We start from the raw sequence: 25,075 nt of genomic DNA, 5'->3' as shown, positions 1-25,075 counted from the left end.
TAAGGAAACACACAGAATGGCTATCGAAATCAAAGCCCCAACCTTCCCGGAATCGGTCGCCGACGGCACCGTCGCCACCTGGCACAAGAAGGTCGGTGAAGCCGTCAAGCGTGACGAACTGATCGTCGACATCGAGACCGACAAGGTGGTCATCGAGGTGCTGGCCGAGGCCGACGGCGTACTGGCCGAGATCGTCAAGAACGAAGGCGACACCGTCCTCTCCAACGAACTGCTCGGCAAGCTGAGCGAAGGCGGCGCCGCTGCCGCCGCTCCGGCCCCGGCCGCCGCAGCTCCGGCTGCTGCCCCGGCTGCCGCTGCCGCTCCGGCCGCCGCCGGTGAAGACGCCATCCTCTCGCCGGCCGCGCGCAAGCTGGCCGAAGAGAACGGCATCGATCCGAACAGCATCGCCGGCACCGGCAAGGGCGGTCGCGTGACCAAGGAAGACGTGGTCGCCGCCGTCGAGGCCAAGAAGAACGCCCCGGCAGCCGCTCCGGCCGCCGCCAAGCCGGCCGCTCCGGCCGCCGAGGCTCCGGTGTTCGCCGCCGGCGACCGCGTCGAGAAACGCGTGCCGATGACCCGCCTGCGCGCCAAGGTCGCCGAGCGCCTGGTCGAAGCCCAGTCCTCCATGGCCATGCTGACTACCTTCAACGAAGTCAACATGAAGCCGATCATGGACCTGCGCAACAAGTACAAGGACCTGTTCGAGAAGAAGCACAACGGCGTGCGCCTGGGCTTCATGTCCTTCTTCGTCAAGGCCGCCACCGAAGCCCTGAAGCGCTTCCCCGGCGTCAACGCCTCGATCGACGGCAACGACATCGTCTACCACGGCTACCAGGACATCGGTGTCGCTGTGTCCAGCGACCGCGGCCTGGTGGTACCGGTACTGCGTAACGCCGAGTTCATGAGCCTGGCCGAGATCGAGAACGGCATCGCCACCTTCGGCAAGAAGGCCAAAGACGGCAAGCTGTCCATCGAAGACATGACCGGTGGTACTTTCACCATTTCCAACGGTGGCGTATTTGGATCCCTGCTGTCGACTCCGATCGTCAACCCGCCACAGACCGCCATCCTCGGCATGCACAAGATCCAGGAGCGCCCGATGGCCGTTAACGGCCAGGTGGTGATCCTGCCGATGATGTACCTGGCGCTGTCCTACGACCACCGCATGATCGACGGCAAGGAAGCGGTGAGCTTCCTGGTCGCCATGAAGGACCTGCTGGAAGATCCGGCTCGTCTGCTGCTGGACGTCTGATTCGTCATTTCACCTGACGGCCCCGTACTACACGACGGCCCCGCGAGGGGCCGTCCGCTTCACCGGAATAAGGATTGAGATATGAGCCAGAAATTCGACGTGGTTGTGATTGGTGCCGGCCCCGGCGGCTACGTGGCTGCCATCCGTGCCGCCCAGCTCGGCCTGAAGACCGCCTGCATCGAGAAGTACATCGGCAAGGAGGGCAAGGTCGCCCTCGGCGGTACCTGCCTGAACGTAGGCTGCATTCCGTCCAAGGCGCTGCTGGACAGCTCCTACAAGTACCACGAGGCCAAGGAAGCCTTCGCCGTCCACGGTATCGAAGCCAAGGGCGTCACCATCGACGTACCGGCCATGGTCGCGCGCAAGGCGAACATCGTTAAGAACCTGACTGGCGGCATCGCCACCCTGTTCAAGGCCAACGGCGTCACCTCCTTCGAAGGCCACGGCAAGGTGCTGGCCAACAAGCAGGTCGAAATCACCGGTCTGGACGGCAAGGTGCAGGTCCTGGAAGCCGAGAACATCATCATCGCCTCCGGTTCCAAGCCGGTCGAGATCCCGCCGGCCCCGCTGACCGACGACATCATCGTCGACTCCACTGGCGCCCTGGAATTCCAGGCCGTGCCGAAGAAGCTGGGCGTGATCGGCGCCGGCGTCATCGGCCTGGAGCTGGGTTCGGTCTGGGCCCGCCTGGGTGCCGAAGTCACTGTCCTGGAAGCCCTGGACAAGTTCCTCCCGGCCGCCGACGAGCAGATCGCCAAGGAAGCCCTGAAGGTCCTGACCAAGCAAGGTCTGAACATCCGCCTGGGCGCCCGCGTCACCGGCACCGAGGTGAAGAAGAAGCAGGTCACCGTGACCTTCACCGACGCCAACGGCGAGCAGAAGGAAACCTTCGACAAGCTGATCGTGGCCGTGGGCCGTCGCCCGGTGACCACCGACCTGCTGGCCGCCGACAGCGGCGTGACCCTCGACGAGCGTGGCTTCATCTACGTCGACGACCACTGCAAGACCAGCGTTCCGGGCGTCTTCGCCATCGGTGACGTGGTCCGCGGCGCCATGCTGGCGCACAAGGCCTCGGAAGAGGGCGTGATGGTCGCCGAGCGCATCGCCGGCCACAAGGCGCAGATGAACTACGACCTGATCCCGTCGGTCATCTACACCCACCCGGAAATCGCCTGGGTCGGCAAGACCGAGCAGCAGCTCAAGGGCGAAGGCGTCGAAGTCAACGTCGGCACCTTCCCGTTCGCCGCCAGCGGCCGCGCCATGGCTGCCAACGACACCACCGGCCTGGTCAAGGTCATCGCCGATGCCAAGACCGACCGCGTCCTGGGCGTCCACGTGATCGGCCCGAGCGCCGCCGAGCTGGTCCAGCAGGGCGCGATCGCCATGGAATTCGGCACCAGCGCCGAAGACCTGGGCATGATGGTCTTCTCCCACCCGACTCTGTCCGAAGCGCTGCACGAAGCGGCCCTGGCGGTGAATGGCCACGCCATCCACATCGCCAACCGCAAGAAGCGCTGAGGCGGTAGGACCACGGCGGGTCAGGGCGGCAGTCATTCGCGAGGGACTGTCGTGACCACCCCGCCGGATTCCCGCGCCGCGGCGCGGGAATCACAGGTGGTGCGGCGCCACGAGCGCTGCGCCGAATGCGCAATACCCAAGACGAAAAAACGGTAGACAAGCATGAATCTCCACGAGTATCAGGGTAAGCAGCTGTTCGCTGAGTACGGCCTGCCCGTATCCAAGGGCTACGCCGTCGACACACCCGAAGAGGCCGCAGAAGCCTGTGAGAAAATCGGTGGCACCGAGTGGGTCGTGAAAGCCCAGGTGCACGCCGGTGGCCGCGGTAAAGCGGGCGGTGTGAAGCTGGTCAAGAGCAAGGAGGACGCCAAGGCGTTCGCCGCCAACTGGCTGGGCAAGCGTCTGGTGACCTACCAGACTGACGCCAATGGCCAGCCGGTCAGCAAGATCCTGGTGGAATCCTGCACCGACATCGACAAGGAGCTGTACCTCGGCGCCGTCGTCGACCGTTCCAGCCGCCGTATCGTCTTCATGGCCTCCACCGAAGGTGGCGTGGACATCGAGAAGGTCGCCCACGACACTCCCGAGAAGATCCTCAAGGCCACCATCGACCCGCTGGTCGGCGCCCAGCCGTTCCAGGGCCGCGAGCTGGCCTTCCAGCTGGGCCTGAAGGGCGACCAGATCAAGCAGTTCGTGCACATCTTCGTCGGCCTGGCCAAGCTGTTCCAGGATTACGATCTGGCCCTGCTCGAAGTCAACCCGCTGGTGATCAAGAAAGACGGCAACCTGCACTGCCTGGACGCCAAGATCAACATCGACTCCAACGCCCTGTACCGTCAGCCCAAGCTGCGCGCCATGCACGACCCGTCCCAGGACGACGCTCGTGAAGCCCATGCGCAGAAGTGGGAACTGAACTACGTCGCGCTGGAAGGCAACATCGGCTGCATGGTCAACGGCGCCGGCCTGGCCATGGGCACCATGGACATCGTCAACCTGCACGGCGGCAAGCCGGCCAACTTCCTCGACGTTGGCGGCGGCGCGACCAAAGAGCGCGTGACCGAAGCGTTCAAGATCATCCTCTCCGACAGCAACGTCGCTGCCGTACTGGTGAACATCTTCGGCGGCATCGTCCGCTGCGACATGATCGCCGAAGGCATCATCGGTGCCGTTAAAGAAGTCGGCGTGAAGGTTCCGGTTGTCGTCCGTCTGGAAGGCAACAACGCTGAACTCGGCGCCAAGGTACTGGCCGAAAGCGGTCTGAACATCATCGCTGCGACCAGCCTGACCGACGCTGCCCAGCAAGTCGTCAAGGCCGCGGAGGGTAAGTAATGAGCATCCTGATCAACAAAGACACCAAGGTCATCTGCCAGGGCTTCACCGGTTCGCAGGGCACCTTCCACAGCGAACAGGCCATCGCCTACGGCACCAAGATGGTCGGCGGCGTGACCCCCGGCAAGGGCGGCACCACCCACCTGGGCCTGCCGGTGTTCGACACCGTCAAGCAAGCCGTTGAAGCCACCGGCGCCGAAGCCTCGGTGATCTACGTTCCGGCTCCGTTCTGCAAGGACTCGATCCTGGAAGCTGCCTTCGGCGGCATCAAGCTGATCGTCTGCATCACCGAAGGCATCCCGACCCTCGACATGCTGGACGCCAAGGTCAAGTGCGACGAGCTGGGCGTACGCCTGATCGGCCCGAACTGCCCGGGCGTGATCACCCCCGGCGAATGCAAGATCGGCATCATGCCCGGTCACATCCACCTGCCGGGCAAAGTGGGCATCGTGTCGCGTTCCGGCACCCTGACCTACGAAGCTGTGAAGCAGACCACCGACGCCGGCTTCGGCCAGTCCACCTGCGTGGGTATCGGTGGCGACCCGATCCCGGGCTCCAACTTCATCGATATCCTGAAGCTGTTCCAGGAAGACCCGAAAACCGAAGCCATCGTCATGATCGGCGAGATCGGTGGTTCGGCTGAAGAAGAAGCCGCTGCCTACATCAAGGCCAACGTGACCAAGCCGGTGGTGTCCTACATCGCTGGCGTCACCGCGCCGCCCGGCAAGCGCATGGGCCACGCCGGCGCCATCATCTCCGGTGGCAAGGGCACCGCGGACGAGAAGTTCGCCGCCCTGCAGGACGCCGGTGTGAAAACCGTGCGTTCCCTGGCCGACATCGGCAAGGCCCTGGCCGAGCTGACCGGCTGGGCGACCAAGTAAGCGCTTCGCTTACCTGACCGTCCGTCGCGAGAGGCCACCCTAGGGTGGCCTCTTGTTTTAGCGAGGCGTCGCAAGAAGTGTCGTTCAGGCGACACGCCCTTTCATCCCGCGGACGAGCTGACATACGTCAGTACAGTTCATCGGGATAGATCGTTAGGCTAGCAACTATCTCCAGCGCTGCGTTCCCCACAAGGGAAGGCGTGCTAACCGCCAACTCCTACCCGGAGCGGCGGCTATTCCGGACCGTCATGGATGGCGGGACAACCAGAATGCAGGAGCAAACGGGCCACGAGCCCATGGAAAACCTCTGCTATCGGACTTCCAAGAACAATCTCCCGTGCAGGTATGAACGCAGGCATCCCCGATGCGGCTGCGCCGTGCCCGTTCGGCTGTTGTGCCTTGGGAGGCCACGAAACCCGTTTCAGCACTGTGGTATTCCCCTAAATGAACGTCTTGAAAGGCCAGGACATCCTGGCGCTCGGCTTTATGACCTTCGCCCTGTTCGTCGGGGCCGGCAACATCATCTTCCCGCCCATCGTCGGCCTGCACTCCGGCCCGCACGTATGGATGGCGGCCCTCGGCTTCCTGATCACCGCGGTCGGCCTGCCGGTCATCACCGTGGTCGCCCTGGCCAAGGTCGGCGGCGCCATGGACACCCTGAGCCACCCCATCGGTCGCGTCGCGGGCGGCCTGCTGGCGGCGGTCTGCTACCTCTCCGTGGGCCCGCTGTTCGCCACCCCGCGCACCGCCACCGTGTCCTTCGAAGTCGGCCTGGCGCCGCTCACCGGCGACGGCCCGCTGCCGCTGTTCCTCTACAGCCTGGTGTACTTCGCCATCGTCCTGGTGATTTCCCTGTACCCCGGCAAGCTGCTGGACACCGTGGGCCGCTTCCTCGCCCCGCTGAAGATCATCGCCCTGGCCGCGCTGGGCATCGCCGCCTTCATGCTGCCGGCCGGGACCATCGGCCAGGCCGAGCCGAGCTACGAGCACGCGGCCTTCTCCCAGGGCTTCATCAACGGCTACCTGACCATGGACACCCTGGGCGCCCTGGTCTTCGGCATCGTCATCGTCAACGCCATCCGCTCCCGCGGCGTGCAGTCGCCGCGCCTGATCACCCGCTACGCGGTGATCGCCGGCCTGATCGCCGGGGTAGGGCTGGCGCTGGTGTACATCAGCCTGTTCCGCCTGGGCTCGGGCAGCCACGACATCGCCGCCGGCGCAACCAACGGCGCGGCCGTGCTGCACGCCTATGTGCAGCACACCTTCGGCTCCCTGGGCAGCGGCTTCCTCGCCGTGCTCATCGCCCTGGCCTGCCTGGTCACCGCCGTGGGCCTGACCTGCGCCTGCGCCGAGTACTTCTGCCGCATCCTGCCGCTGTCCTACCGCAGCCTGGTGGTGATCCTGGCCGGCTTCTCGCTGCTGGTGTCCAACCTCGGCCTGACCAAGCTGATCCAGTTCTCGGTGCCGGTGCTGACCGCCATCTACCCGCCGTGCATCGTGCTGGTGGCGCTGAGCTTCTGCGCCGGCCTGTGGAAGTCGCAGACGCGCATAGTCGCCCCGGTGATGACGGTGTCGCTGGTGTTCGGCATGATCGACGCGCTCAAGGGCGCCGGCTTCGCCCTACCGGAATGGCTGGCCCACCTGCCGCTGTCCGAGCAGGGCCTGGCCTGGCTGATTCCGTCGGTGGCCATGCTCGCCGTGATGGTGGTGATCGACCGCCTGCTCGGCGAACCGAGCGAAGCCGTGGCCTGACCGGGCCCGCCACAATGAGAAAGGCCGCCCACGAGGCGGCCTTTTTCGTTGCGCAACTGCCTTGCCGACGCGCCGAGGTGCTTTTCGTAGGATGGGTTGAACCTGCGATACCCATCGGGCCATGGTGATGGCTATCGCTTCGCTCAACGCCATCCTACGGGACGTCGTGTAGGAGCGTAGGGCGTATAACCGTTCGCGGTTATCCGCCGTTGGCCGTGCCACCGGGGCGTTCGGCGTGACCGGTAAACCCAATCGCGGACGGAGTCCGCTCCTACGTCCGTGTTTCTCTGTAACCGTAGGAGCAGACTCTGTCCGCCCTACGGGTCCTCACATTGTCGAGGAGGGGACCGTCATATGTACTCCACCGAGAACTCCAGCTTCGCCGTGACGCGGCCGCTTACGGTGCCCGTGGTCCCGGCGCGGTAGTAATGGGCGTGGTAGTCGAAGGTCATGACCGAGTCGGCTATCTGCGGGGAGTTGTTTTCGTTGGTCATCAGGTCGATGGTGGCGTAGGTGCCGTTGCGCAGCTGGATTTCGATGTCCGAGTTGCCGTCGCCGCTCTGGTTCCGGAGGTTGCCGGTCGCGGGGTTCACCCCGGTGGAGGCGAACTTGGGGCGGACCCAGGCCGGCGCGCCGCTTTCACCGCAGCCGGTGAGGGTGATGGTGAACGGCGTGTCGCCGGCGAGATCCCCGGCGTTCTGCAGCTTTTCCCAGCCGACCGGCTTCAAGGTCACGGCGCCATGTTCGCCCTGGCCGTTGACGGCTACGGCGCAGGTAGAGGGGGTGATGTATCCGTCGAAGCTTACCGAGCCTGCGGCGGCTTGGGCGTTGCTGGCCAGAAGGGTTCCGGACAGGGCGAAGGCAAAGGCGATTGTTTTCATTTTGGTCCAACTACAAGTGAGGGAGGTCGGGTTTGTGCGCTTGCTCACGACTCACTGGGCGATCTGCACAGATGCGCCGGGAATGCCGTGATGGCCGCCGCGATTCTAGGACAGGGCTTTTGAGGGAAAGGCTCGTTTGCTTGTAGGAATTGCCTTCGGTTTGGCGTAGTCAAGTGTCCCGATGGGGGAGGTGACGCAGCTTCGTGTCTTCCCGCCGACATTCGGCGTCTATCTGCCGCGTTCTCCCTCAATCACCCGATCAACAGGCCCGGCCCGCCGACAGGGCCCGCCAAGGAAGCCCATGACCGACGTCGTCGACCTCTTCGATATCCAGTACCTGTGGAACCTGCTGGCCATGCTCTGGTTTGCCTTCTGCTGGGTCGGCTATGCCCGCTACGCCAGCCACAGGGCCCGCGACACCGCGTGCCTGGCCAGCGTGCTGCACCTCTACCGCAAGGACTGGATGCGCCGCCTGCTGCTGCGCGACAACCGCGTGGCCGATGCCAGCGTGATCGGCAACCTGGAGCGCAACGCCTCGTTCTTCGCCTCCAGCACCCTGATCATCCTGGCCGGCATCCTCACCCTGCTGGGCTCGGCCGAGCGCACCGTGTCGGTGCTGGCCGACCTGCCTTTCGTGGCCTCGCCGACCCGTGGCCTGTCGGAGCTGAAGCTGCTGTGCCTGGCGGTGGTGTTCGTGTATGCCTTCTTCACCTTCAGCTGGTGCATGCGCCAGTACAACTTCGCCGCCGTGCTGGTGGGCTCGGCGCCGATGATCGGCGAGCGCCACGTCGGCGAGCAGGAGCGTAATGCCTTCGCCGAACGCGCCGCGCGGGTGGTGTCCATGGCTGCGCACCAATTCAACCAGGGCCTGCGTTCCTATTACTTCGGCCTGGCCATGCTGGCCTGGTTCATCAACCCGTGGATCTTCATGCTGGTCACCGCCGGGGTGGTCGGGGTGCTGTACCAGCGCGAGTTCCACTCCGACGTGCTCAAGGTGATGGTGTTCACCCCCACGCCCCACGCGGAGCCGGCGAAAGAGCCGGAGTGAAGAAACGACAAGGCCCGCGAATGCGGGCCTTGTGCGTTGTACGGGGAGCGGGCGGTTACTTCTGCTCCTCGTTGGACGGAGCCGGCGCGGTGTCCGGAGCCGGGGTGGTCGGCGCCGGAGCGGCTTCGTTGGCCGGCGGAGTGGTCGGCGGAGTGGTCGGCGCCGGGGTCGCCGGCTGCTCGGTGCTCGGCGTGGCCGGCGGGGCCTTGGGCTCTTCTTTCTTGTCGCAGCCGGCCAGAGTCAGGCCTGCAACCAGCATCAGAGCGAAGGGAAGGGTTTTTTTCATCGTGGAGCCTCCATGTGCGGCGTTCCTGGTGTTAGCCCTTTGAGCTGAGACCTTCCTCAGAAGTTCAACGCAAGTTTGCGCCGGCACTACGATTATTCACTGCAGGGCCCGTTGGCGGCGGAGTATCATGCGCCTTCGAGCATCCCGGGGCCCCGATCCGCATGAGTGAAATGTCCATTCTAGAGCGCGCGCAACGCTTCCTCGCCGTCCTGCGCCATTGCCAGGTGCTGGGCATCGCGGCCCATGCCGCGGACGAAAAGGGTTTGACCCTGCGCCTGCCTTATAGCGAAGCGATCGTTGGCAATCCGGAAACCGGCGTGATCCACGGCGGCGCCATCACCACCCTGATGGACACCACCTGCGGCATCTCCACCATCTGCGTGCTGCCGCAGTTCGAGATCTGCCCGACACTCGACCTGCGCATCGACTACATGCACCCGGCCGAGCCGCACAAGGACATCTTCGGTTTCGCCGAGTGCTACCGGGTGACGCCCACCGTCATCTTCACCCGCGGCATCGCCTACCAGGACGACCCCGAGCAGCCCATCGCCCACGTGGTCGGCACCTTCATGCGCCTGGGCAAGGGCGCCACCGGCGCGCCGGCGGGCGCCAAGGGGGAGGGCGCATGAGCACGCCGGACATCGAGAGCCTGCTGCGCCAGATGCACCAGGACAACGATTTCAGCCCGCTGCTGGACATGATCCCCTACGCCCGGCTGATCGGCATCCGCTGCCTGCGCCTGGGCGAGGAGGTGATCTTCCACCTGCCGGCCAGCCGCGACAACATCGGCAACCCGACGCTGCCGGCGCTGCACGGCGGGGTGATCGCCGGCTTCATGGAACACGCGGCCATGCTGCACCTGCTGATGCTCATGGGCGTGCCGCACCTGCCGAAGATCATCGACTTCTCCGTCGACTACCTGCGCGCCGGGCACTTCCGCGACACCTACGCCCAGTGCCAGGTGTGGCGCCAGGGCCGGCGCGTGGCCAACGTCGCCATCACCGCCTGGCAGAGCACCCGCGCCGAGCCGATCGCCACCGCGCGGGCGCATTTCAAGGTCGACGGCGCCTGAGGCCGGGGGCTCGATGGACACGCTGCTGATCCTCGGCGGGCTGTTGCTGATCCTGGCCGGCTACGCCTGGCTGGTCATGCTGGCGTTCGCGCGCGGCCCGCTGTGGGGCCTGGCCTGCCTGCTGCCGCCGCTGGCGCCGGTGTTCCTGGCGCGGCACTGGGGCTTCGCGCGCAAGGCGCTGTTTCTCGGCGCCCTGGGCTGCATTCCCCTGGTCGTCGGCCTGGCCATGCTCGCCAGCCGCGACAGCGCGCGGCTTGAGGCCATCCTCAGCCTGCAATGGTTGCGCAGCGAGCCGGCGGCGGCGCCGGAGCTGGACATCGCCCTGCGCGGCGAACTCGACGGCCAGGCCTTCGCGCCGCAGCAGGCGGAGCTGATCGACGGCGTGCTCAGCCTGCGCGAGGGCCAGGACTTCTATGCCCACCGCGCGGTGCGCATCCGCCTGGCCGCCCAGCCGCACGGGCCGCTGCGCCTGGACGTGCTGCCGGACGACCGCGGGCCGCGGCCCGTGGTGGAGGTCAGCTGGCTGGCGCCGGGCGCCGACCTGCCCGAGGCCGTGCGCCTGGAGCGCGGCTACAGCCTGCACCTGGACCTGCAGCCCGAGGCGCCCAACCGCCTGCGCGGCGACTTCCACCTGGTGCTGCCGACGGAATACCGCACCACCCTCAGCGGCCGCATCGAGCTGTACACCGACCGCCTGCGCTACCGCGACGGCCAGGTGGACACCCGTTTCGACTCCGCCGACACCCTGGCCTACGTCCTGCGCGACTACCTGCAGCGGCGCTTCCCGGGCCGCCAGCTGGAATTGCCCGAGACGCGCCTGGAGCCCCTGGGCCCGATCATGCAGGTGCCGCTGGACTTCCGCCTGGACGGCGAAGCGCAGCACCTGGACCTGGAGCTCAAGCGCAGCGCCAGTCGTGGCTGGGCGGTGCGCGGCGACCGCTACCCGAAGCTGGCGCCGCGCGCCGAGGCCAGCGCCCCGGTGGCCGAACCCGGGCCCGCTGCGCCGCAGCCCGGCAGCGCGACGCGGCCGCTGAGCCTGGAGCGCCTGCAGGCCGAGCCGCAGCGCTACGTCAACCGCGGCATGCGCGTGACCACCGAACGCGGGCGCGTGGCCGAAGGCGTGTTCACCGGCCTGGACCCGAACGGCCGGGTGGTCATCCGCCACCTGCTCACCGGCGCCGGCCAGGCCAGCTACAGCCTGCGGCCTGCGGAGATCAGCGCCATCGAACTCCTGCCGCAGTGACGTTCGTCGCGGCAAACCCTTGAAAAGCTTCAGGAAGCCCCCATCTCGCTGACATCCGCCGCCCGCTGCGGCTTTTGTCATCCTCGGAGCGAGAACCTATGAGCGTGGAGACGCAGAAAGAGACCCTGGGCTTTCAGACCGAAGTGAAGCAACTGCTTCACCTGATGATCCATTCCCTGTATTCGAACAAGGAAATCTTCCTCCGCGAACTGATTTCCAACGCCTCCGACGCGGCCGACAAGCTGCGTTTCGAGGCCCTGGCCAAGCCCGAGCTGCTCGAAGGCGGCGCCGAGCTGAAGATCCGCGTCAGCTTCGACAAGGACGCCAGGACCGTCACCCTCGAAGACAACGGCATCGGCATGAGCCGCGAGGAAGTGATCGCGCACCTGGGCACCATCGCCAAGTCCGGCACCGCCGACTTCCTGAAGAACCTCTCGGGCGACCAGAAGAAGGATTCGCACCTGATCGGCCAGTTCGGCGTGGGCTTCTACAGCGCCTTCATCGTCGCCGACAAGGTCGACGTCTTCACCCGCCGCGCCGGCGCCCCGGCCAGCGAGGGCGTGCACTGGTCGTCGAAGGGCGAGGGCGAGTTCGAAGTCGCCACCGTCGACAAGCCCGAGCGCGGCACCCGCATCGTCCTGCACCTGAAGGACGGCGAAGACGAGTTCGCCGATGGCTGGCGCCTGCGCAACGTCATCAAGAAATACTCCGACCACATCGCCCTGCCCATCGAGCTGCCGAAAGAACAGCACGGTGAAGAGGCGCCGGCGGAAACCGAGTGGGAAGTGGTCAACCGCGCCAGCGCACTGTGGACCCGTCCACGCACCGAGATCAAGGACGAGGAATACCAGGAGTTCTACAAGCACATCGCGCATGACTTCGAGAACCCGCTGAGCTGGAGCCACAACAAGGTCGAAGGCAAGCTGGAATACACCTCGCTGCTCTACGTGCCCGGCCGGGCGCCGTTCGACCTGTACCACCGCGAGGCCCCGCGCGGCCTGAAGCTGTACGTGCAGCGCGTGTTCATCATGGACCAGGCCGAGCAGTTCCTGCCGCTGTACCTGCGCTTCATCAAGGGCGTGGTGGACTCCAACGACCTGTCGCTGAACGTCTCCCGCGAGATCCTCCAGTCCGGCCCGGTGATCGACTCGATGAAGTCGGCGCTGACCAAGCGCGTGCTGGACATGCTGGAGAAGCTGGCGAGCAACGATCCCGAGGCCTACAAGGGCTTCTGGAAGAACTTCGGCCAGGTCCTCAAGGAAGGCCCGGCGGAAGACTTCGCCAACAAGGAAAAGATCGCGGGCCTGCTGCGCTTCTCCTCCACCAGCGACGAGTCCGGCGAGCAGAGCGTGTCCCTGGCCGACTACCTGGGCCGCCTGAAGGAAGGCCAGGACAAGATCTACTACCTCACCGGCGAGAGCTACGCGCAGGTGAAGAGCAGCCCGCACCTGGAAGTCTTCCGCAAGAAAGGCATCGAAGTGCTGCTGCTCACCGACCGCATCGACGAGTGGCTGATGAGCTACCTGTCGGACTTCGACGGCAAGGCCTTCGTCGACGTCGCCCGCGGCGACCTGGACCTGGGCAGCCTGGATTCCGAAGAGGACAAGAAGGCCCAGGAAGAAGTGGCCAAGGCGAAGGAAGGCCTGGTGGAGCGCCTGAAGGCCGCCCTCGGCGAGGAAGTCGCCGAAGTGCGCGTGTCGCACCGCCTGACCGACTCGCCGGCGATCCTCGCCATCGGCGAGGCCGACCTCGGCCTGCAGATGCGCCAGATTCTCGAGGCCAGCGGGCAGAAGGTGCCGGAGTCGAAGCCGATCTTCGAGTTCAACCCGGCCCACCCGCTGATCGAGAAGCTCGACGCGGAGCCGGACGAGGACCGCTTCGGCGAACTGGCGCACATCCTCTTCGACCAGGCCGCCCTGGCCGCCGGCGACAGCCTCAAGGACCCGGCCGCCTACGTGCGTCGCCTGAACAAGCTGCTGGTGGAACTTTCCGCCTGAGCCGGTAACCTCACACAAAGCCCGCCTACGCGGGCTTTGTGCTTTTCCTACTCCCACTGAAGGAAGTCACCCCATGAGCCAGATCAGCGTCCAACCCGTCGCTTATGAAGTCGACGGCGTGTCCTTCGAAGGTCAACTGGTCTTCGACGCCTCCAGCACCGTGCAGCGCCCCGGCCTGCTGATGGCGCCGAACTGGATGGGCGTCAGCCAGGGCGCCCTGGACATCGCCCGCCAGGTCGCCGGCCACGGCTACGTGGTGCTGGTGGCCGACCTCTACGGCAAGGACGTGCGCCCCGACGGCCCGGAGCAGGCCGGCGCCGCCATGATGCCGCTGAAGAACGATCGCGCCGCGCTGCGCCGCCGCATGCAGGGAGCCTTCAAGGCACTCCAGGCCCAGGCCGGCAAGGCGCCGATCGATGGTGCCAAGCTGGCTGCCTTCGGCTTCTGCTTTGGCGGCTGCTGTGCCCTGGACCTGGCCCGCGACGGCGCGCCGCTGGCCGCGGCGGTGTCCTTCCACGGTACCCTGGATTCGCCGAATCCGGCGGATGCGAAGAACATCAAGGGCTCGGTGCTGGTCCTCGACGGCGCCATCGACCCGCTGGTGCCGCGCGAGCAACTGCTCGATTTCGCCAAGGAAATGAACGACGCCGGCGTGGACTGGGCGTTGACCAGCTATGGTGGCGCCGCGCATTCCTTCACCGATCCGCAGGCCCAGATTCCGGGCAAGATGCAATACGACGCCAAGGTGGCCCGCCGGGCGTTCCAGGCGATGTATGACCTGCTGGATGAGAAGTTTGGCGAGTAGGGCTGTTTCGTTCGGCCATGCAAAAGTCCGGCACACCGGGGCGTCCGGTGCGGCCGCTGAATCCAATCGCGGACAAAGTCCGCTCCTACGCCCGTGCTTCCCTGGAACCGTAGGAGCGGACTCCGTCCGCGATTCGGCGGATAAAGCCGTAGGCGTTATGCGCCCTACGCAGAAACACCTATTCGTGGCGCCGGGGCGTCCGGTGTGGCCGGTGAATCCAATCGCGGACAAGGTCCGCTCCTGCGCCCGTGCTTCCCTGGAACTGTAGGAGCAACTGTCTGCGCCGAGGCGTTCTTCGTAAGATGGGTTGAGCTTGCGAAACCCATGCGGTTGCGGTGATGGGTATCGCTTCGCTCAACCCATCCTACGGGCTTTCCTGGAACTGTAGGAGCGGACTCCGTCCGCGATTGCCTCCTCACCTTGCCCCAGCCTCATCCGCCCGATACCCCCGCGCACCGAACCAGCAGATATACAGGTAGCACACCAGCGGAATGGCGAAGGAATGCAGCAGGCCGATATGGTCGGCGAAGAACCCCTGCACCAGCGGCACCAGGGCGCCGCCGACGATGGCCATGCACAGCAGGCCCGAGCCCTTGCTGGTCAGGTTGCCCAGGCCTTCCAGGGCCAGGGAGAAGATGGTCGGGAACATGATCGAGTTGAACAGGCCGATCAGGATCAGCGCCCACATCGCCACGTGGCCGCCCACGCCGATGGCCACCGCCAGCAGCACGGCGTTGGTCACCGCGTTGAAGGCCAGGATGCGGTTGGGGCGGATGCTGCGCATCAGCACGCTGCCGATGAATCGGCCGATCATGGCGCCGCCCCAGTACAGCGAGAGGAACTTGCTGGCCTGCTCGCCGGGCAGGCCGGCGATGTCCGGTTGGCCCATCAGGCTGACCAGGTAGCTGCCGATGGCCACCTCGGCGCCGACGTAGCAGAAGATGCCGACCACCCCGTACACCAGGTGCCGGTGGGCGAGCAGCGACTGCCGGCCGGCGGCCGCGCCGTCGCTGGGTTCGCCGTGGCTGATGCGCGGCAGGCGGAACAGGCCGATCAGCACGGCGATGGCGAACAGCAGGGCGGCCAGCACCAGGTAGGGCATCTTCACCGAGTCGGCCTCGGCGGCGGCGCTGCCCAGTTCGCTGGCCGCGCCCGCGCCGATGGCGAGGATGGTCACCGAGCCTACCAGCGGGCCGACGGTGGTGCCCAGGGAGTTGAAGGCCTGGGTCATGTTCAGCCGGCTGGCCGCCGACTGCGGGCTGCCGAGCACGTTGACGTAGGGGTTGGCCGCCACCTGCAGCAGGGTGATGCCCGAGGCCAGGATGAACAGCGCGGCGAGGAACGCCGGGTAGGATTGCGCGCCGGCCGCAGGCAGGAACAACAGGCATCCGACTCCAGCGGTGACCAGGCCGACGATGATCCCGCGCTTGTAGCCCAGGCGCTCCACCAGCCGCCCGGCCGGGAAGGACATGACGAAGTAGGCGGTGAAGAAGCTGAACTGCACCAGCGACGCCTGCACGTAGTTGAGGGTGAACACCGCCTTCAGGTGCGGCACCAGGATGTCGTTCAGCGAGGTGATCAGGCCCCACATGAAGAACAGCACGGTGAGCACCGTGAGTGCGCCGGCGTGACGATTCTGCTCTGGCATGGCAGCTCCAGGACGTGGAAGGAAAGGGGAGGGCCGCGCCTCAGCGCGGCAGCTCGATGCGCTCGCGCTCGCCGGGGACCGTCGGCCAGTCGCCGGCGGCCCAGCGCCGGCGGGCCTCGTCGATCAGCGCGGGGTCGCTGGCGACGAAGTTCCAGTTCATTCGCCGCGCGCCGTCCAGCGGCTCGCCGCCGATCAGCACCGCGCGGCAGTCGGCGCAGGCGCTCAGCACCGGGCTTGCGCCCTCGGGCAGGACCAGCAACTGGCGCAGCGGCGCGGGATCGTCGTCGAGCAGGGCCTCGCCTTCCAATAGATAGAGCGCCCTTTGCGGATGTTCAGGCGGCAGCGTCAGGGTGCTGCCGGCAACCATCTCGATATCGGCATACAAGGTCGGCGACAGCACCGGCACCGGCGAGACCAGGCAGAAGCCGTTGCCGGCGATCAGGCGGATGCGAACGCCCAGGCTCTCGCTCTGCGGCAGGCTGGCCAGCGGGTGGTGGCTGTAGCTCGGCTCGCGGTCTTCCTCGGCCTGGGGCAGGGCCAGCCAGACCTGCAGGCCGTGCAGGCGCGAACCGCTTTCGCGCAGCGCCCGCGGGGTGCGCTCGACGTGGGCGACGCCGCGCCCGGCGGTCATCCAGCTGACGTCGCCGGGCAGCACCAACTGGTCCGAACCCAGGCTGTCCTTGTGCTGCACCTGGCCTTCGAACAGGTAGGTGAGGGTGGACAGGCCGATGTGCGGGTGCTGGTTGATGTTCATGCCCTGGCCCGGCGCGAAGTCGGTGGCCAGCATGTGGTCGAAGAACACGAAGGGGCCGATGCTGCGGAATTGCGCGGAAGGCAGGGCGCGCAGGATGGGCATGCCCTCCACGTCGTCGGCGTGGGGGCGGATGGCGAAGGGGGCGGCGGTCATGGCGAGGCTTCCGGAAGGCTATGGCCAATAGGATAGCCGCTCGCCGCCGCAGCGCTGAGCCCGGGCGCGGGCCGGCTCGTTTCCTTCGCCGGCTGCCTGCCGCCGCCGGGCCGACGGTCAGATTTGTGAGTCGCAGTGGCGCGACCTGTCATTGCGGAGCCTTCGCTGCCTGAAGTCCAATCCGTCTGGATCGCGCTTTCGTGCGATGGGCGTTCATGCTTTCGGGTTGGCAAGTGGGGAAACAGTTTGTTACCTTGCTTGTACTATCGTGCCAGATTCCGCGTGCAGGGGATTCGCCAGAGGAGCCAGCCGGCGCCGGCAAGCGCCATCCGAGGAGTTGTACTGCTGGGCCGCCAGACCGGCCAGCAGCCGAGAAACGAATAAGAACAGCGCCGGACGCAATGCCCGGGGCGATAAATCTTGGCCGTCATGGAGGTAATGCTTCGATGAACCGTCGTACGTGCATCGAAAGGGGTTGGGGCAACCCGTCGTTCTGGGCGCCCAGGCGCGCCGGCGCGCTCATGGGGCTGCTGCCGTTGCTGGTGGCGGGCAGTGTCCAGGCCGTCGAGTTCAGCTTCGCCGACAACCAGGTCACCGGCTCGCTGGACAGTACCCTGTCGTACGGCGCCATGTGGCGCGTGCAGGGCCGTGGCACCGAGAACATAGACGACATCAACACCGACGACGGCAACCGCAACTTCGACAAGGGCCTGGTCTCCCAGGTGTTCAAGCTCACCTCGGACCTCTCGGCCAAGTACCAGAACTACGGCCTGTTCATGCGTGGCACCGCCTACTACGACACGCAGATCATGGACAAGCGCAACGACTACCTGAGCACCACCGACGGCGTCGAGCGCCCCAGCCAGTCCTACCCCGACGACGACCGCTTCACCCAGGACACCCGCCACATCGCCGGGCGCAAGGCCGAGCTGCTCGACGCCTACCTCTCCGGCGACTGGGACATCGCCGAGCACCCGGTCACCGGCCGCGTCGGCCGCCAGGTGCTGAACTGGGGCGAGAGCACCTTCTACCGCGGCGGCATCAACACCATCAACCCGGTGGACGCCTCGCGCTTCCACCTGCCGGGTTCGGAGCTCAAGGAAGTGCTGGTGCCGGTGGAGGCGCTGAGCTTCAACCTTGGGCTGACCGACAACCTGTCGATGGAAAGCTACTACCAGTGGAAGTGGAAGGAGACGCGCCTGGACCCGGTGGGCACCTATTTCGCCGACACCGACCTGTTCGCCGACGGCGGCGACGTCGCCTACACCACCGAAGACAGCCCGGAGTTCAAGCAGCTGCTGGCCGGCTACCCGCTGGTGGCCGGGCTCGGCCTGCTGGGCAACGGCCCGGCCGGCCCGAACGCCTACCTCAACCCCAACACCGGCACCTTCAAAGTGGCCAGCATCGGCAAGGACCTCGACGCCCGCGACAGCGGCCAGTACGGCGTGGCCTTCCGCTACATCGCCGAGCAGCTCAACTCCACCGAGTTCGGCCTGTACTTCGTCAACTACCACGCCAAGGAACCCCAGGTGGCGGTGGACCTGCGCAGCTATCAGGGCGCCGACATCGCCGCCCTCAACGGCGTGCTCGGCCCGCTGGGCCTGGGCGAGGCGGTGCCCGGCCTGGCCACCCTGGACCTGGCCAGCAACGCCCAGGCGCGCCGCGACTACGTCGAAGACATCCGCATGTACGGCTTCAGCTTCAACACCACCCTGGGCGACGCCTCGGTGGCCGGCGAGCTGGCCTACCGGCCGAACATGCCGATCAGCATCGCGGCCACCAACGACCTGCTCGGCGACCTGCTGACCCAGGGCGTGCTCGGCCTGACCAACCTCTACGACGCCAACACCCCGGCCGACCAGGCCTGCGCGGCGGTGTCCGGCAAGCAGTTGTGCCGCGGCTCGCTGTTCCAGAACTACGAGCGCGCCGAGACCTACAACGCCTCGCTGACCGGCATCTACAACTTCGGCCCGCACATGACCTTCGACTCGGTGGTGGGCGTGGCCGAGCTGGCCGGCGAGTTCATCCGCGGCAGCAGCCTGGAGTACACCGCCTGGGACGGCAGCAAGCGCCGCTTCGTCGGCGCCCAGGACAAGTCCTATGTCGGCGGCTCCGACGACGGCGACCAGATCAGCCGCGACAGCTACGGCTACACCCTGCTGCTCAGCGGCACCTGGAACGACGTGTTCGCCGGCGTGAAGCTCAGTCCCTACGTGGTCTACCAGGACGACTTCAAGGGCAACTCCGACCGCACCGGCAACTTCATCGAAGGGCGCAAGGCCTACACCCTGGGCGCCGACGCCACCTACCTGAACACTTTCCAGGTGGGCATGCAGTACACCAACTACTACGGCGCCGGGGTGAACAACTCCATGCGTGACCGGGACAACGTCTCGATCAGCGCCAAGTACTCGTTCTGATCAGCCAGGTGATGGAGACTCGCATGATCGCCAAGAAACCCATGATCGCGCTGCTGGCCCTGGCGGCCCTGGTGGCGACCGACGCCCGCGCGGCGGTGAGCGCCGACCAGGCCGCACAGCTCAAGAGCAGCCTGACGCCGCTGGGCGCCGAGAAGGCCGGCAACGCCGCCGGCAGCATCCCCGCCTGGAGCGGCGGCCTGACCCAGGCGCCGGCCGGCTACAAGGGCCCGGGCAGCCACCACGTCGACCCCTTCGCCGGCGACAAGCCGCAATTCACCATCACCAGGGCCAACCTGGAGCAGTACAAGGCGAACCTGACCCCCGGCCAGATCGCCCTGTTCAACACCTACCCGGACAGCTTCCAGATGCCGGTGTACCCCACCCGCCGTTCCGGTTCAGCGCCGCAGTGGGTGTACGACAACACCTTCCGCAACGCCACCAGCGGCAAGCTGGTGGAAGGCGGCAACGGCTTCGCCGACGCCTACGGCGGCATTCCCTTCCCGATCCCGCAGAGCGGCCTGGAAGCGCTGTGGAACCACATCGCCCGCTACCGCGGCAGCTACATCGAGCGGCGCTCGGCGCAGACCGGCGTGCAGCGCAACGGCGCCTACTCCCTGGTCACCAGCCAGGACGCCGCGCTGTTCCGCTTCTACGACCCGAAAGGCAGCTTCGATCAGTTGGGTAACACCCTGTTCTACTACATGACCTTCACCACCGCCCCGGCGCGCCTGGCAGGCGAGGGCGCGCTGGTGCAGGAAACCCTCGACCAGGTCAAGGAACCGCGCCAGGCCTGGGGCTACAGCCCCGGCCAGCGCCGCGTGCGGCGCGCGCCGACGCTGGCCTACGACACCCCGATCGAAGACTCCGACGGCCTGCGCACCGCCGACGACACCGACATGTACAACGGCGCCCCGGACCGCTACAACTGGACCCTGGTGGGCAAGAAGGAAATCTACATCCCCTACAACAACTACCTGGTCACCAGCCCCGAGGTGAAATACAAGGACCTGCTCACCCCCGGCCACATCAACCCGAAATACACCCGCTACGAACTGCACCGGGTGTGGGTGGTGGAAGGCAAGCTCAAGCCCGGCGCGCGGCACATCTACAGCAAGCGCACCCTGTACCTGGACGAGGACAGCTGGGGCGCGGCGGTGGTCGACCAGTACGATGGCCGTGGCGAGCTGTGGCGGGTATCGATGGCCTACCTGAAGAACTTCTACGAACAGCCCATGGTCTGGACCGCGCTGGACACCTTCCACGACCTGCAGTCGCGGCGCTACAGCGTGCAGTGGCTGGACAACGAGGAGCCGGGCACCGCCGACTTCAGCAAGCCGGCGCCGGACGTGGCGGAGTTCAGCCCGGCGGCTTTGCGGAGGAAGGCCTCCCGTTAGGACGCGCTTTTTGTAGGAGCGAGCTTGCTCGCGAATGGAGTCTCCGGGGTCTGCTGTGCTTTGGATTGACTCCGCTCCCTCTCCCTAACCCTCTCCCTGAAGGGAGAGGGGACCGTTCGGCGCGCTCGGATGTTTCGGCGTTAGCCGGCTTGTACCGAGTGCCCGGAACACCAAATCTTCTCTCGGCACGGACAAGCCCCCTCTCCCTTCAGGGCGGGGCGCGCAGCCGAGGGCTGGGGAGAGGGTGCTCTCGCATCGCACAGAAGCCCCAGACAAACGTAGGGCGAATAACCGTTCGCGGTTATCCGCCGCCTGACCGTGGCCCCACAACGCTCCGGGTTCGGCCAGGAAGCACCGCCCGGCCTCACTCCGACACCAACCACGAAGCCAGCCACGAGACAGCTGTAACGGCGTACAACCGCGAACTGTTGTACGCCCTACGACTCCCACCCCCCACCCAGCGCCTTGTACAGCAGCGCCAGGTTCACCCCCACCGCCTCGCTACTGCGCACCTGGCGCTCCTCACTGGCCAGCAACTCACGCTGCGCACTCAGCACATTGAGGAAATCCACGGCCCCCGCCTTGTACTGCTCTCGGGCATTGGCCAAGGCCGTGCGGCCGTGCTCCACCGCTTCATCCAGGGCCGCCAGCTCGCGCTGGTCGGCGGCGTAGTCGTTCAGCGCATCGTCCACCTCGCGCCAGGCATTGAGCACCGTGCGCCGGTAGGCGATGGCCGCTTCCTTCTGCTGCGCCTCGCGCAGGGCCAGGGTGCCCTTCAGCCGGCCGCCTTCGAAGATCGGCAGGTGCAGGCTGGGGCCGATGCCGAAGGTGCGGCTGTTCCAGTCACCGAAGTTGGCCAGTTGCAGGGCCTGGAAGCCGAAGTCGCCGTTGAGGCTGATGCGCGGGTAGAAGTCCGCCTGGGCCACGCCGATGCTGGCGGTGGCCGCGTGCAGCAGGGCCTCGGCCTGGCGGATGTCCGGGCGGCGCCGGGCCAGTTCCGCGGGCAGGCCCACCGGCACCGCCTGGGGCGCGCGCGGGATGGGCGCGGTCTGGGCCAGCTCGGCGGTCAGCGCGCCGGGTTGTTCGCCGAGGAGGAAGGCCAGGGCGTTGAGCAGGCGCGCCTGGCGTTTCTGGCTGCCGGGCAGTTGCGACTCGATCACCGCCACCTGGGCCTTGGCCTCGGCGACGTCCAGTTCGGTGGCCACGCCCTCGGCGCGGCGCAGCTGGGTCAGCTGCAGGCTGTGCCGGGCGATGTCCAGATTGCCGCGCAGGATCGCCTCGCGGCCCTGTTCGCCGCGCAGTTGCACATAGTCGCGGGCGCTTTCGGCCAGCACCGCCACCAGCACGTCATGGCGGCTCGCCTCGCTGGCCTGCACCTGCGCGTCGGCGGCCTCCAGCTCGCGGCGCACGCGGCCCCACAGGTCCAGCTCCCAGCTCAGGGTGAAGCCGGCGTCGAGCTGGTTGAAGTTGTGCCGGCCAGCCTCGCCGGACGGATCGGACAGGCCCACCTCGCTGTTGCGCTGGCGCGCATAGCCGGCGTTGCCATCCACCTGCGGCACGGCGTCGGCGCCCAGCGCCCGGCGGATCGCCCGGCTCTGCTCCAGGCGCGCGGCGGCGGCTTGCAGGTCGAGGTTGCCGGCGGCCACGCGGGCCTGCAGGCGGTCCAGCTGCGGGTCGTTGAACAGCTTCCACCACTGGCTTTCCACGGCGCCGCCGGCGGGGCGGCTGGCGACGTCGTCGCCCTTGGTGTTCCAGGCGGCCGGCGCCTGGGCGTCGGGTCGGCGGAAGTCCGGGCCGAGGCTGCAGGCGCCCAGGGCCAGGCAGGCGAGCAGGAGCGGGGCGTGCTTCATTGCGCAGCCACCTGCTCGCCGCCGGCGGAGGCGGTGTCGATGCTGGCCACCACCGACATGCCTACGCGCAGGCGGGCCAGCAGCGCCTGGTTCGGTTCCAGGACGATCTTCACCGGGATGCGCTGCACCACCTTGGTGAAGTTGCCGGTGGCGTTGTCCGGGGCGATGGGCGCGAAGCTCAGGCCGGTGGCCGGGGCGATGCTGTCGACGTGGCCGCGCAGCACCTGGCCGGGGAAGGTGTCCACGCGCACTTCGACCGCCTGGCCGGGATGCACTTCGGTGAGCTGGGTTTCCTGGAAGTTGCCGACCACGTAGGCCTGCTGCAGCGGCACCACCGCCAGCAGCGGGCTGCCCGGGGTGACGTAGGCGCCGACGCGCACGCCGCGGCGGCCGACCATGCCGTCGAAGGGCGCGCGGATCTCGCAGTAGGACAGGTTCAGCTGCGCCTGCTGCAACTGCGCCTCGTCGCGCTGCACCGCGCTCTGCGCCTCGGCCTGCTGGGCCAGCAGCACGTCCAGCTGCTTGCGCGCGGCCAGGTTGGCGGCGCGCGCCTTGTCCAGCGCGGCCTGGGCGTTGTCCAGGCGCGAGCGCGCCTGCTGGGCGTTCTGCAGGGTGCCGGCGCCCTGGCTGGCGAGGTGCTGGTAGCGCTGCAGTTCCTGCTGGGCGAAGCGCTGGGTGGCCTGGTCGGCCGCGACCTGGGCGGCGCTCTGGGCGATCACCGCCTGTTGGCGCTCCAGGTCGGCGCCGACGTGGCGCAGGCGCGCCCGCGCCGAGAGCAGCTCGGCCCCGGCGGCGGCCAGCGCGGCCTGGTAGTCCCGTGGATCGATGCGCGCCAGCACCTGGCCGGCCTTCACCGACTGGTTGTCTTCGACCAATACGCCGTCGACGATGCCGGCGACCTTGGGCGCCACCAGGGTGAAGTCGGCGTGCACGTAGGCATCGTCGGTGCTCTGTTCGCGCTCCGGGCCGAGCAGGCGCAGCAGCAGCCAGGCCAGGGCGGCGAGCAGCAGCAGCGTGGCCATTGTCAGGCTCGCGCGGCGGGAAGTGAGGAATGTCTTGGACATGATGGCTTTCCGGATTTCAGTGAGCGGGGGCGACCGGGCGCGGCGGGTAGACCCGCAGCGGCATGACGGCGATCAGCGGGAGCAGGGCGGCGGCCAGCCAGGCCATGCACCACAGGGTGTCGGCGGCGGCCAGCACCGAGGCCTGGCCGTGGACCTGCCCGGCCAGGCGCGGCAGGCTGCCGTCGAGCTGGTCCAGGCGCAGCGCCAGGGCCTGGGGCGCGGCGCCCAGGTGGTCGACCAGGCGGTTGGAGTGGTAGTGCTCGCGCCAGGTCATGAGGATGCCCACCACGCTGCTGCCGACCACCGCGGCGAAGGCCCGCACGCTGTTGAACCAGGCCGAGGCGAAGGGCCCTTCGACGGGCGCCACCACGCTGGTGGAGGACATCAGCAGCGGCACCACCGCCATCGGCTGGCCGATGATCTGCAGGCTGAGCAGCAGGTAGAAGTTGTCCCGCGTCCAGTCGCCGGTCAGTTGGCTCATGCCGTAGGCGGAGAGCCCGCACAGGGCGATGCCGATGGCCAGCACCCAGCGGCAGTCGACGCGCGGGATGTTGCACAGCGCGGCCACCAGCGGCAGCGTCAGCAGTTGCGGCAGGGCCACCAGCAGGGCCATGGGCGCGCTCTGCAGCGGGCGGTAGCCGTGGGCGGCGGCCAGGTACGAGGCCGGCACGCCGGCGCAGGCGCCGAGTACCACCAGCACGCCGGCCAGGGTCAGCAGCGAGTGGCTGAGGTTGCGCCGCTTGAGCAGGTCCAGGCGGAAGAACGGCAGCGGGTGCGTCCATTCGTTGAGGAAGAAGGCCGCCAGCAGCGCCGCGCCGCCTACCACCAGCAGGGTGGCCAGGTCGGACTCGAACCAGTCCAGGCGCTCGCCCTGCAGCAGGCCCAGCACCAGCATGAGGATGCCTGGCAGCCCGAGGGCCACGCCGAGCCAGTCGAACTGGCGGAAACGCTCCAGGCGCAGCGGGTCCTGGGGAATGCCCCAGGCCACTGCGGCCATGGCCAGCGCGCACAAGGGAGTGACCTGCCAGAACACCCACTGCCAGCCGACGTACTCGGTCCACAGCGCCGCCAGGGGCATGCCCAGGTTGGGCGCGAAGGTGGCGGTCAGGGCGTAGGCGCCCAGGCCGTAGAGCTTGATGCCCGGCGGCAGGAAGCGCAGCGCCACGGTCATCAGCATCGGCGGCATGCAGCCGCCGGCCAGGCCTTGCAGGGCGCGCAGCAGGTACAGCGTGTGCACGTTGGGGGCGAAGGGGCAGAGCAGCGCCAGCAGGGCGAAGGCAGCGATGGCGGCGAGGGTGAAGCGGCGCAGCGAGAAGGTTACCGAGAACCAGGGCGCGAAGGCCATGCCGGCGACCTGGAAGGCGGCGTACAGGGCCAGCAGCCAGGTGCCTTCGTCATGGCCGATGGCCAGCGCGCCACGCACGTCGTTCATCGCAAGGTCGGTGACCTTGTCGTTGAGTCCGGCGCTGAGCGAGGCGAGCAGCACGCCGAGCATGCCCACCAGGATGCGCGGGCCGAAGGGCTGGGCGGCGGGCCTGGCCGGCTGCGCGGCGGCCGGGGTGGCGAGCAGGGTGAGCGCGGCGGTCATGGCCGGGCCTCGTGGCGGAGGCCGGCCATCGCGCTATGGTCGGGGCAAGGCATGGCGTCGGGACTCTAGGGGTTTTGAGCAGAGTCTAGGGAGCGCCAATCAGTGTGAAAATTGAAATGATTAGAACTAATCAGTGCGTC

Annotated in this window: 20 protein-coding genes; 13 read left to right on the top strand and 7 right to left on the bottom strand. The window is 67.3% G+C overall.

Going from position 1 to position 25,075, the window contains the following annotated elements:
• Positions 1 to 16: 16 nt before the first annotated feature.
• From odhB to brnQ, 5 genes are all read left to right on the top strand, one after another.
• Positions 17 to 1,252, top strand: a complete 1,236-nt coding sequence (gene odhB / locus M8R19_RS03755; RefSeq protein WP_009619379.1) for a 2-oxoglutarate dehydrogenase complex dihydrolipoyllysine-residue succinyltransferase — start codon at positions 17 to 19, stop codon at positions 1,250 to 1,252.
• Between the two features lie 81 nt (positions 1,253 to 1,333).
• Positions 1,334 to 2,770, top strand: coding sequence for a dihydrolipoyl dehydrogenase (gene lpdA / locus M8R19_RS03750; protein ID WP_074982644.1), 1,437 nt, complete (start codon positions 1,334 to 1,336; stop codon positions 2,768 to 2,770).
• Between the two features lie 162 nt (positions 2,771 to 2,932).
• Complete coding sequence (gene sucC / locus M8R19_RS03745) at positions 2,933 to 4,099, top strand: ADP-forming succinate--CoA ligase subunit beta (RefSeq protein WP_249917064.1); 1,167 nt, start codon at positions 2,933 to 2,935, stop codon at positions 4,097 to 4,099.
• The gene (sucD, locus tag M8R19_RS03740) at positions 4,099 to 4,980 is read left to right on the top strand and encodes a succinate--CoA ligase subunit alpha (protein WP_009619384.1); all 882 of its coding nucleotides are present in this window, start codon (positions 4,099 to 4,101) and stop codon (positions 4,978 to 4,980) included. Before sucC ends, sucD begins: the two co-directional genes overlap by 1 nt.
• Before the next feature lie 444 nt (positions 4,981 to 5,424).
• Positions 5,425 to 6,732 carry a branched-chain amino acid transport system II carrier protein gene (gene brnQ / locus M8R19_RS03735; protein ID WP_249917063.1) on the top strand — a complete coding sequence of 436 codons (1,308 nt, stop codon included), beginning with the start codon at positions 5,425 to 5,427 and terminating at the stop codon, positions 6,730 to 6,732.
• Between the two features lie 350 nt (positions 6,733 to 7,082).
• Here the strand turns inward: brnQ and M8R19_RS03730 are convergent, their stop codons facing one another.
• The gene (locus M8R19_RS03730) at positions 7,083 to 7,613 is read right to left on the bottom strand and encodes a fimbrial protein (RefSeq protein WP_249917062.1); all 531 of its coding nucleotides are present in this window, start codon (positions 7,611 to 7,613) and stop codon (positions 7,083 to 7,085) included.
• 301 nt (positions 7,614 to 7,914) lie between these two features.
• Between M8R19_RS03730 and M8R19_RS03725 the strand changes: the two genes are divergently transcribed.
• Positions 7,915 to 8,661: a DUF599 domain-containing protein gene (locus M8R19_RS03725; RefSeq protein ID WP_009619389.1), complete on the top strand. Its 747-nt coding sequence runs from the start codon at positions 7,915 to 7,917 to the stop codon at positions 8,659 to 8,661.
• A gap of 55 nt (positions 8,662 to 8,716) precedes the next feature.
• Here the strand turns inward: M8R19_RS03725 and M8R19_RS03720 are convergent, their stop codons facing one another.
• Positions 8,717 to 8,947: a hypothetical protein gene (locus M8R19_RS03720; RefSeq protein WP_249917061.1), complete on the bottom strand. Its 231-nt coding sequence runs from the start codon at positions 8,945 to 8,947 to the stop codon at positions 8,717 to 8,719.
• 161 nt (positions 8,948 to 9,108) lie between these two features.
• Between M8R19_RS03720 and M8R19_RS03715 the strand changes: the two genes are divergently transcribed.
• The 5 genes from M8R19_RS03715 to M8R19_RS03695 all read left to right on the top strand — a co-directional run bounded on the left by M8R19_RS03715 (position 9,109) and on the right by M8R19_RS03695 (position 14,064).
• Positions 9,109 to 9,576 (top strand): PaaI family thioesterase, encoded by a 468-nt coding sequence (locus M8R19_RS03715; protein ID WP_058489164.1) that lies wholly within the window; start codon positions 9,109 to 9,111, stop codon positions 9,574 to 9,576.
• Positions 9,573 to 10,019, top strand: coding sequence for a PaaI family thioesterase (locus tag M8R19_RS03710; RefSeq protein ID WP_249917060.1), 447 nt, complete (start codon positions 9,573 to 9,575; stop codon positions 10,017 to 10,019). Before M8R19_RS03715 ends, M8R19_RS03710 begins: the two co-directional genes overlap by 4 nt.
• Positions 10,020 to 10,032: 13 nt before the next feature.
• Positions 10,033 to 11,262, top strand: coding sequence for an MFS transporter (locus M8R19_RS03705; RefSeq protein ID WP_249917059.1), 1,230 nt, complete (start codon positions 10,033 to 10,035; stop codon positions 11,260 to 11,262).
• Positions 11,263 to 11,360: 98 nt separating this feature from the next.
• Positions 11,361 to 13,259, top strand: coding sequence for a molecular chaperone HtpG (gene htpG / locus M8R19_RS03700; RefSeq protein ID WP_249917058.1), 1,899 nt, complete (start codon positions 11,361 to 11,363; stop codon positions 13,257 to 13,259).
• Between the two features lie 73 nt (positions 13,260 to 13,332).
• A complete protein-coding gene (locus M8R19_RS03695) occupies positions 13,333 to 14,064 on the top strand; it encodes a dienelactone hydrolase family protein (protein ID WP_116424949.1) in 732 nt (243 codons plus the stop codon).
• A gap of 415 nt (positions 14,065 to 14,479) precedes the next feature.
• Here M8R19_RS03695 and M8R19_RS03690 read toward each other — a convergent pair whose 3' ends face one another.
• On the bottom strand, positions 14,480 to 15,712 hold the full coding sequence (locus M8R19_RS03690) for a sugar MFS transporter (RefSeq protein WP_249917057.1): 1,233 nt from the start codon (positions 15,710 to 15,712) through the stop codon (positions 14,480 to 14,482).
• A gap of 40 nt (positions 15,713 to 15,752) precedes the next feature.
• The gene (locus M8R19_RS03685; protein ID WP_249917056.1) at positions 15,753 to 16,619 is read right to left on the bottom strand and encodes a pirin family protein; all 867 of its coding nucleotides are present in this window, start codon (positions 16,617 to 16,619) and stop codon (positions 15,753 to 15,755) included.
• 446 nt (positions 16,620 to 17,065) lie between these two features.
• On the opposite strand from M8R19_RS03685, the gene M8R19_RS03680 reads away from it, so the two are divergent.
• Positions 17,066 to 19,039 (top strand): DUF1302 domain-containing protein, encoded by a 1,974-nt coding sequence (locus M8R19_RS03680; RefSeq protein ID WP_249917055.1) that lies wholly within the window; start codon positions 17,066 to 17,068, stop codon positions 19,037 to 19,039.
• A gap of 23 nt (positions 19,040 to 19,062) precedes the next feature.
• Positions 19,063 to 20,433, top strand: a complete 1,371-nt coding sequence (locus M8R19_RS03675; RefSeq protein WP_502942785.1) for a DUF1329 domain-containing protein — start codon at positions 19,063 to 19,065, stop codon at positions 20,431 to 20,433.
• A 437-nt stretch (positions 20,434 to 20,870) separates the two neighbouring features.
• Here the strand turns inward: M8R19_RS03675 and M8R19_RS03670 are convergent, their stop codons facing one another.
• From M8R19_RS03670 to M8R19_RS03660, 3 genes are read right to left on the bottom strand one after another with little or no spacing between them, the layout of a single operon-like run.
• Complete coding sequence (locus M8R19_RS03670) at positions 20,871 to 22,283, bottom strand: efflux transporter outer membrane subunit (protein ID WP_116424954.1); 1,413 nt, start codon at positions 22,281 to 22,283, stop codon at positions 20,871 to 20,873.
• Complete coding sequence (locus M8R19_RS03665) at positions 22,280 to 23,347, bottom strand: HlyD family secretion protein (RefSeq protein WP_249917054.1); 1,068 nt, start codon at positions 23,345 to 23,347, stop codon at positions 22,280 to 22,282. The genes M8R19_RS03670 and M8R19_RS03665 overlap by 4 nt, the downstream gene beginning before the upstream one ends.
• Positions 23,348 to 23,363: 16 nt before the next feature.
• A complete protein-coding gene (locus M8R19_RS03660; protein WP_249917053.1) occupies positions 23,364 to 24,935 on the bottom strand; it encodes an MFS transporter in 1,572 nt (523 codons plus the stop codon).
• Between the last annotated feature and the right edge of the window lie 140 nt (positions 24,936 to 25,075).

It is taken from the genome of Pseudomonas sp. R3.Fl (genome assembly GCF_023516765.1).
GTDB lineage: Bacteria > Pseudomonadota > Gammaproteobacteria > Pseudomonadales > Pseudomonadaceae > Pseudomonas > Pseudomonas citronellolis.
The sequence above is the reverse complement of the archived record's forward strand: the minus strand, read 5'-3'. Positions and strand labels throughout refer to the sequence as shown.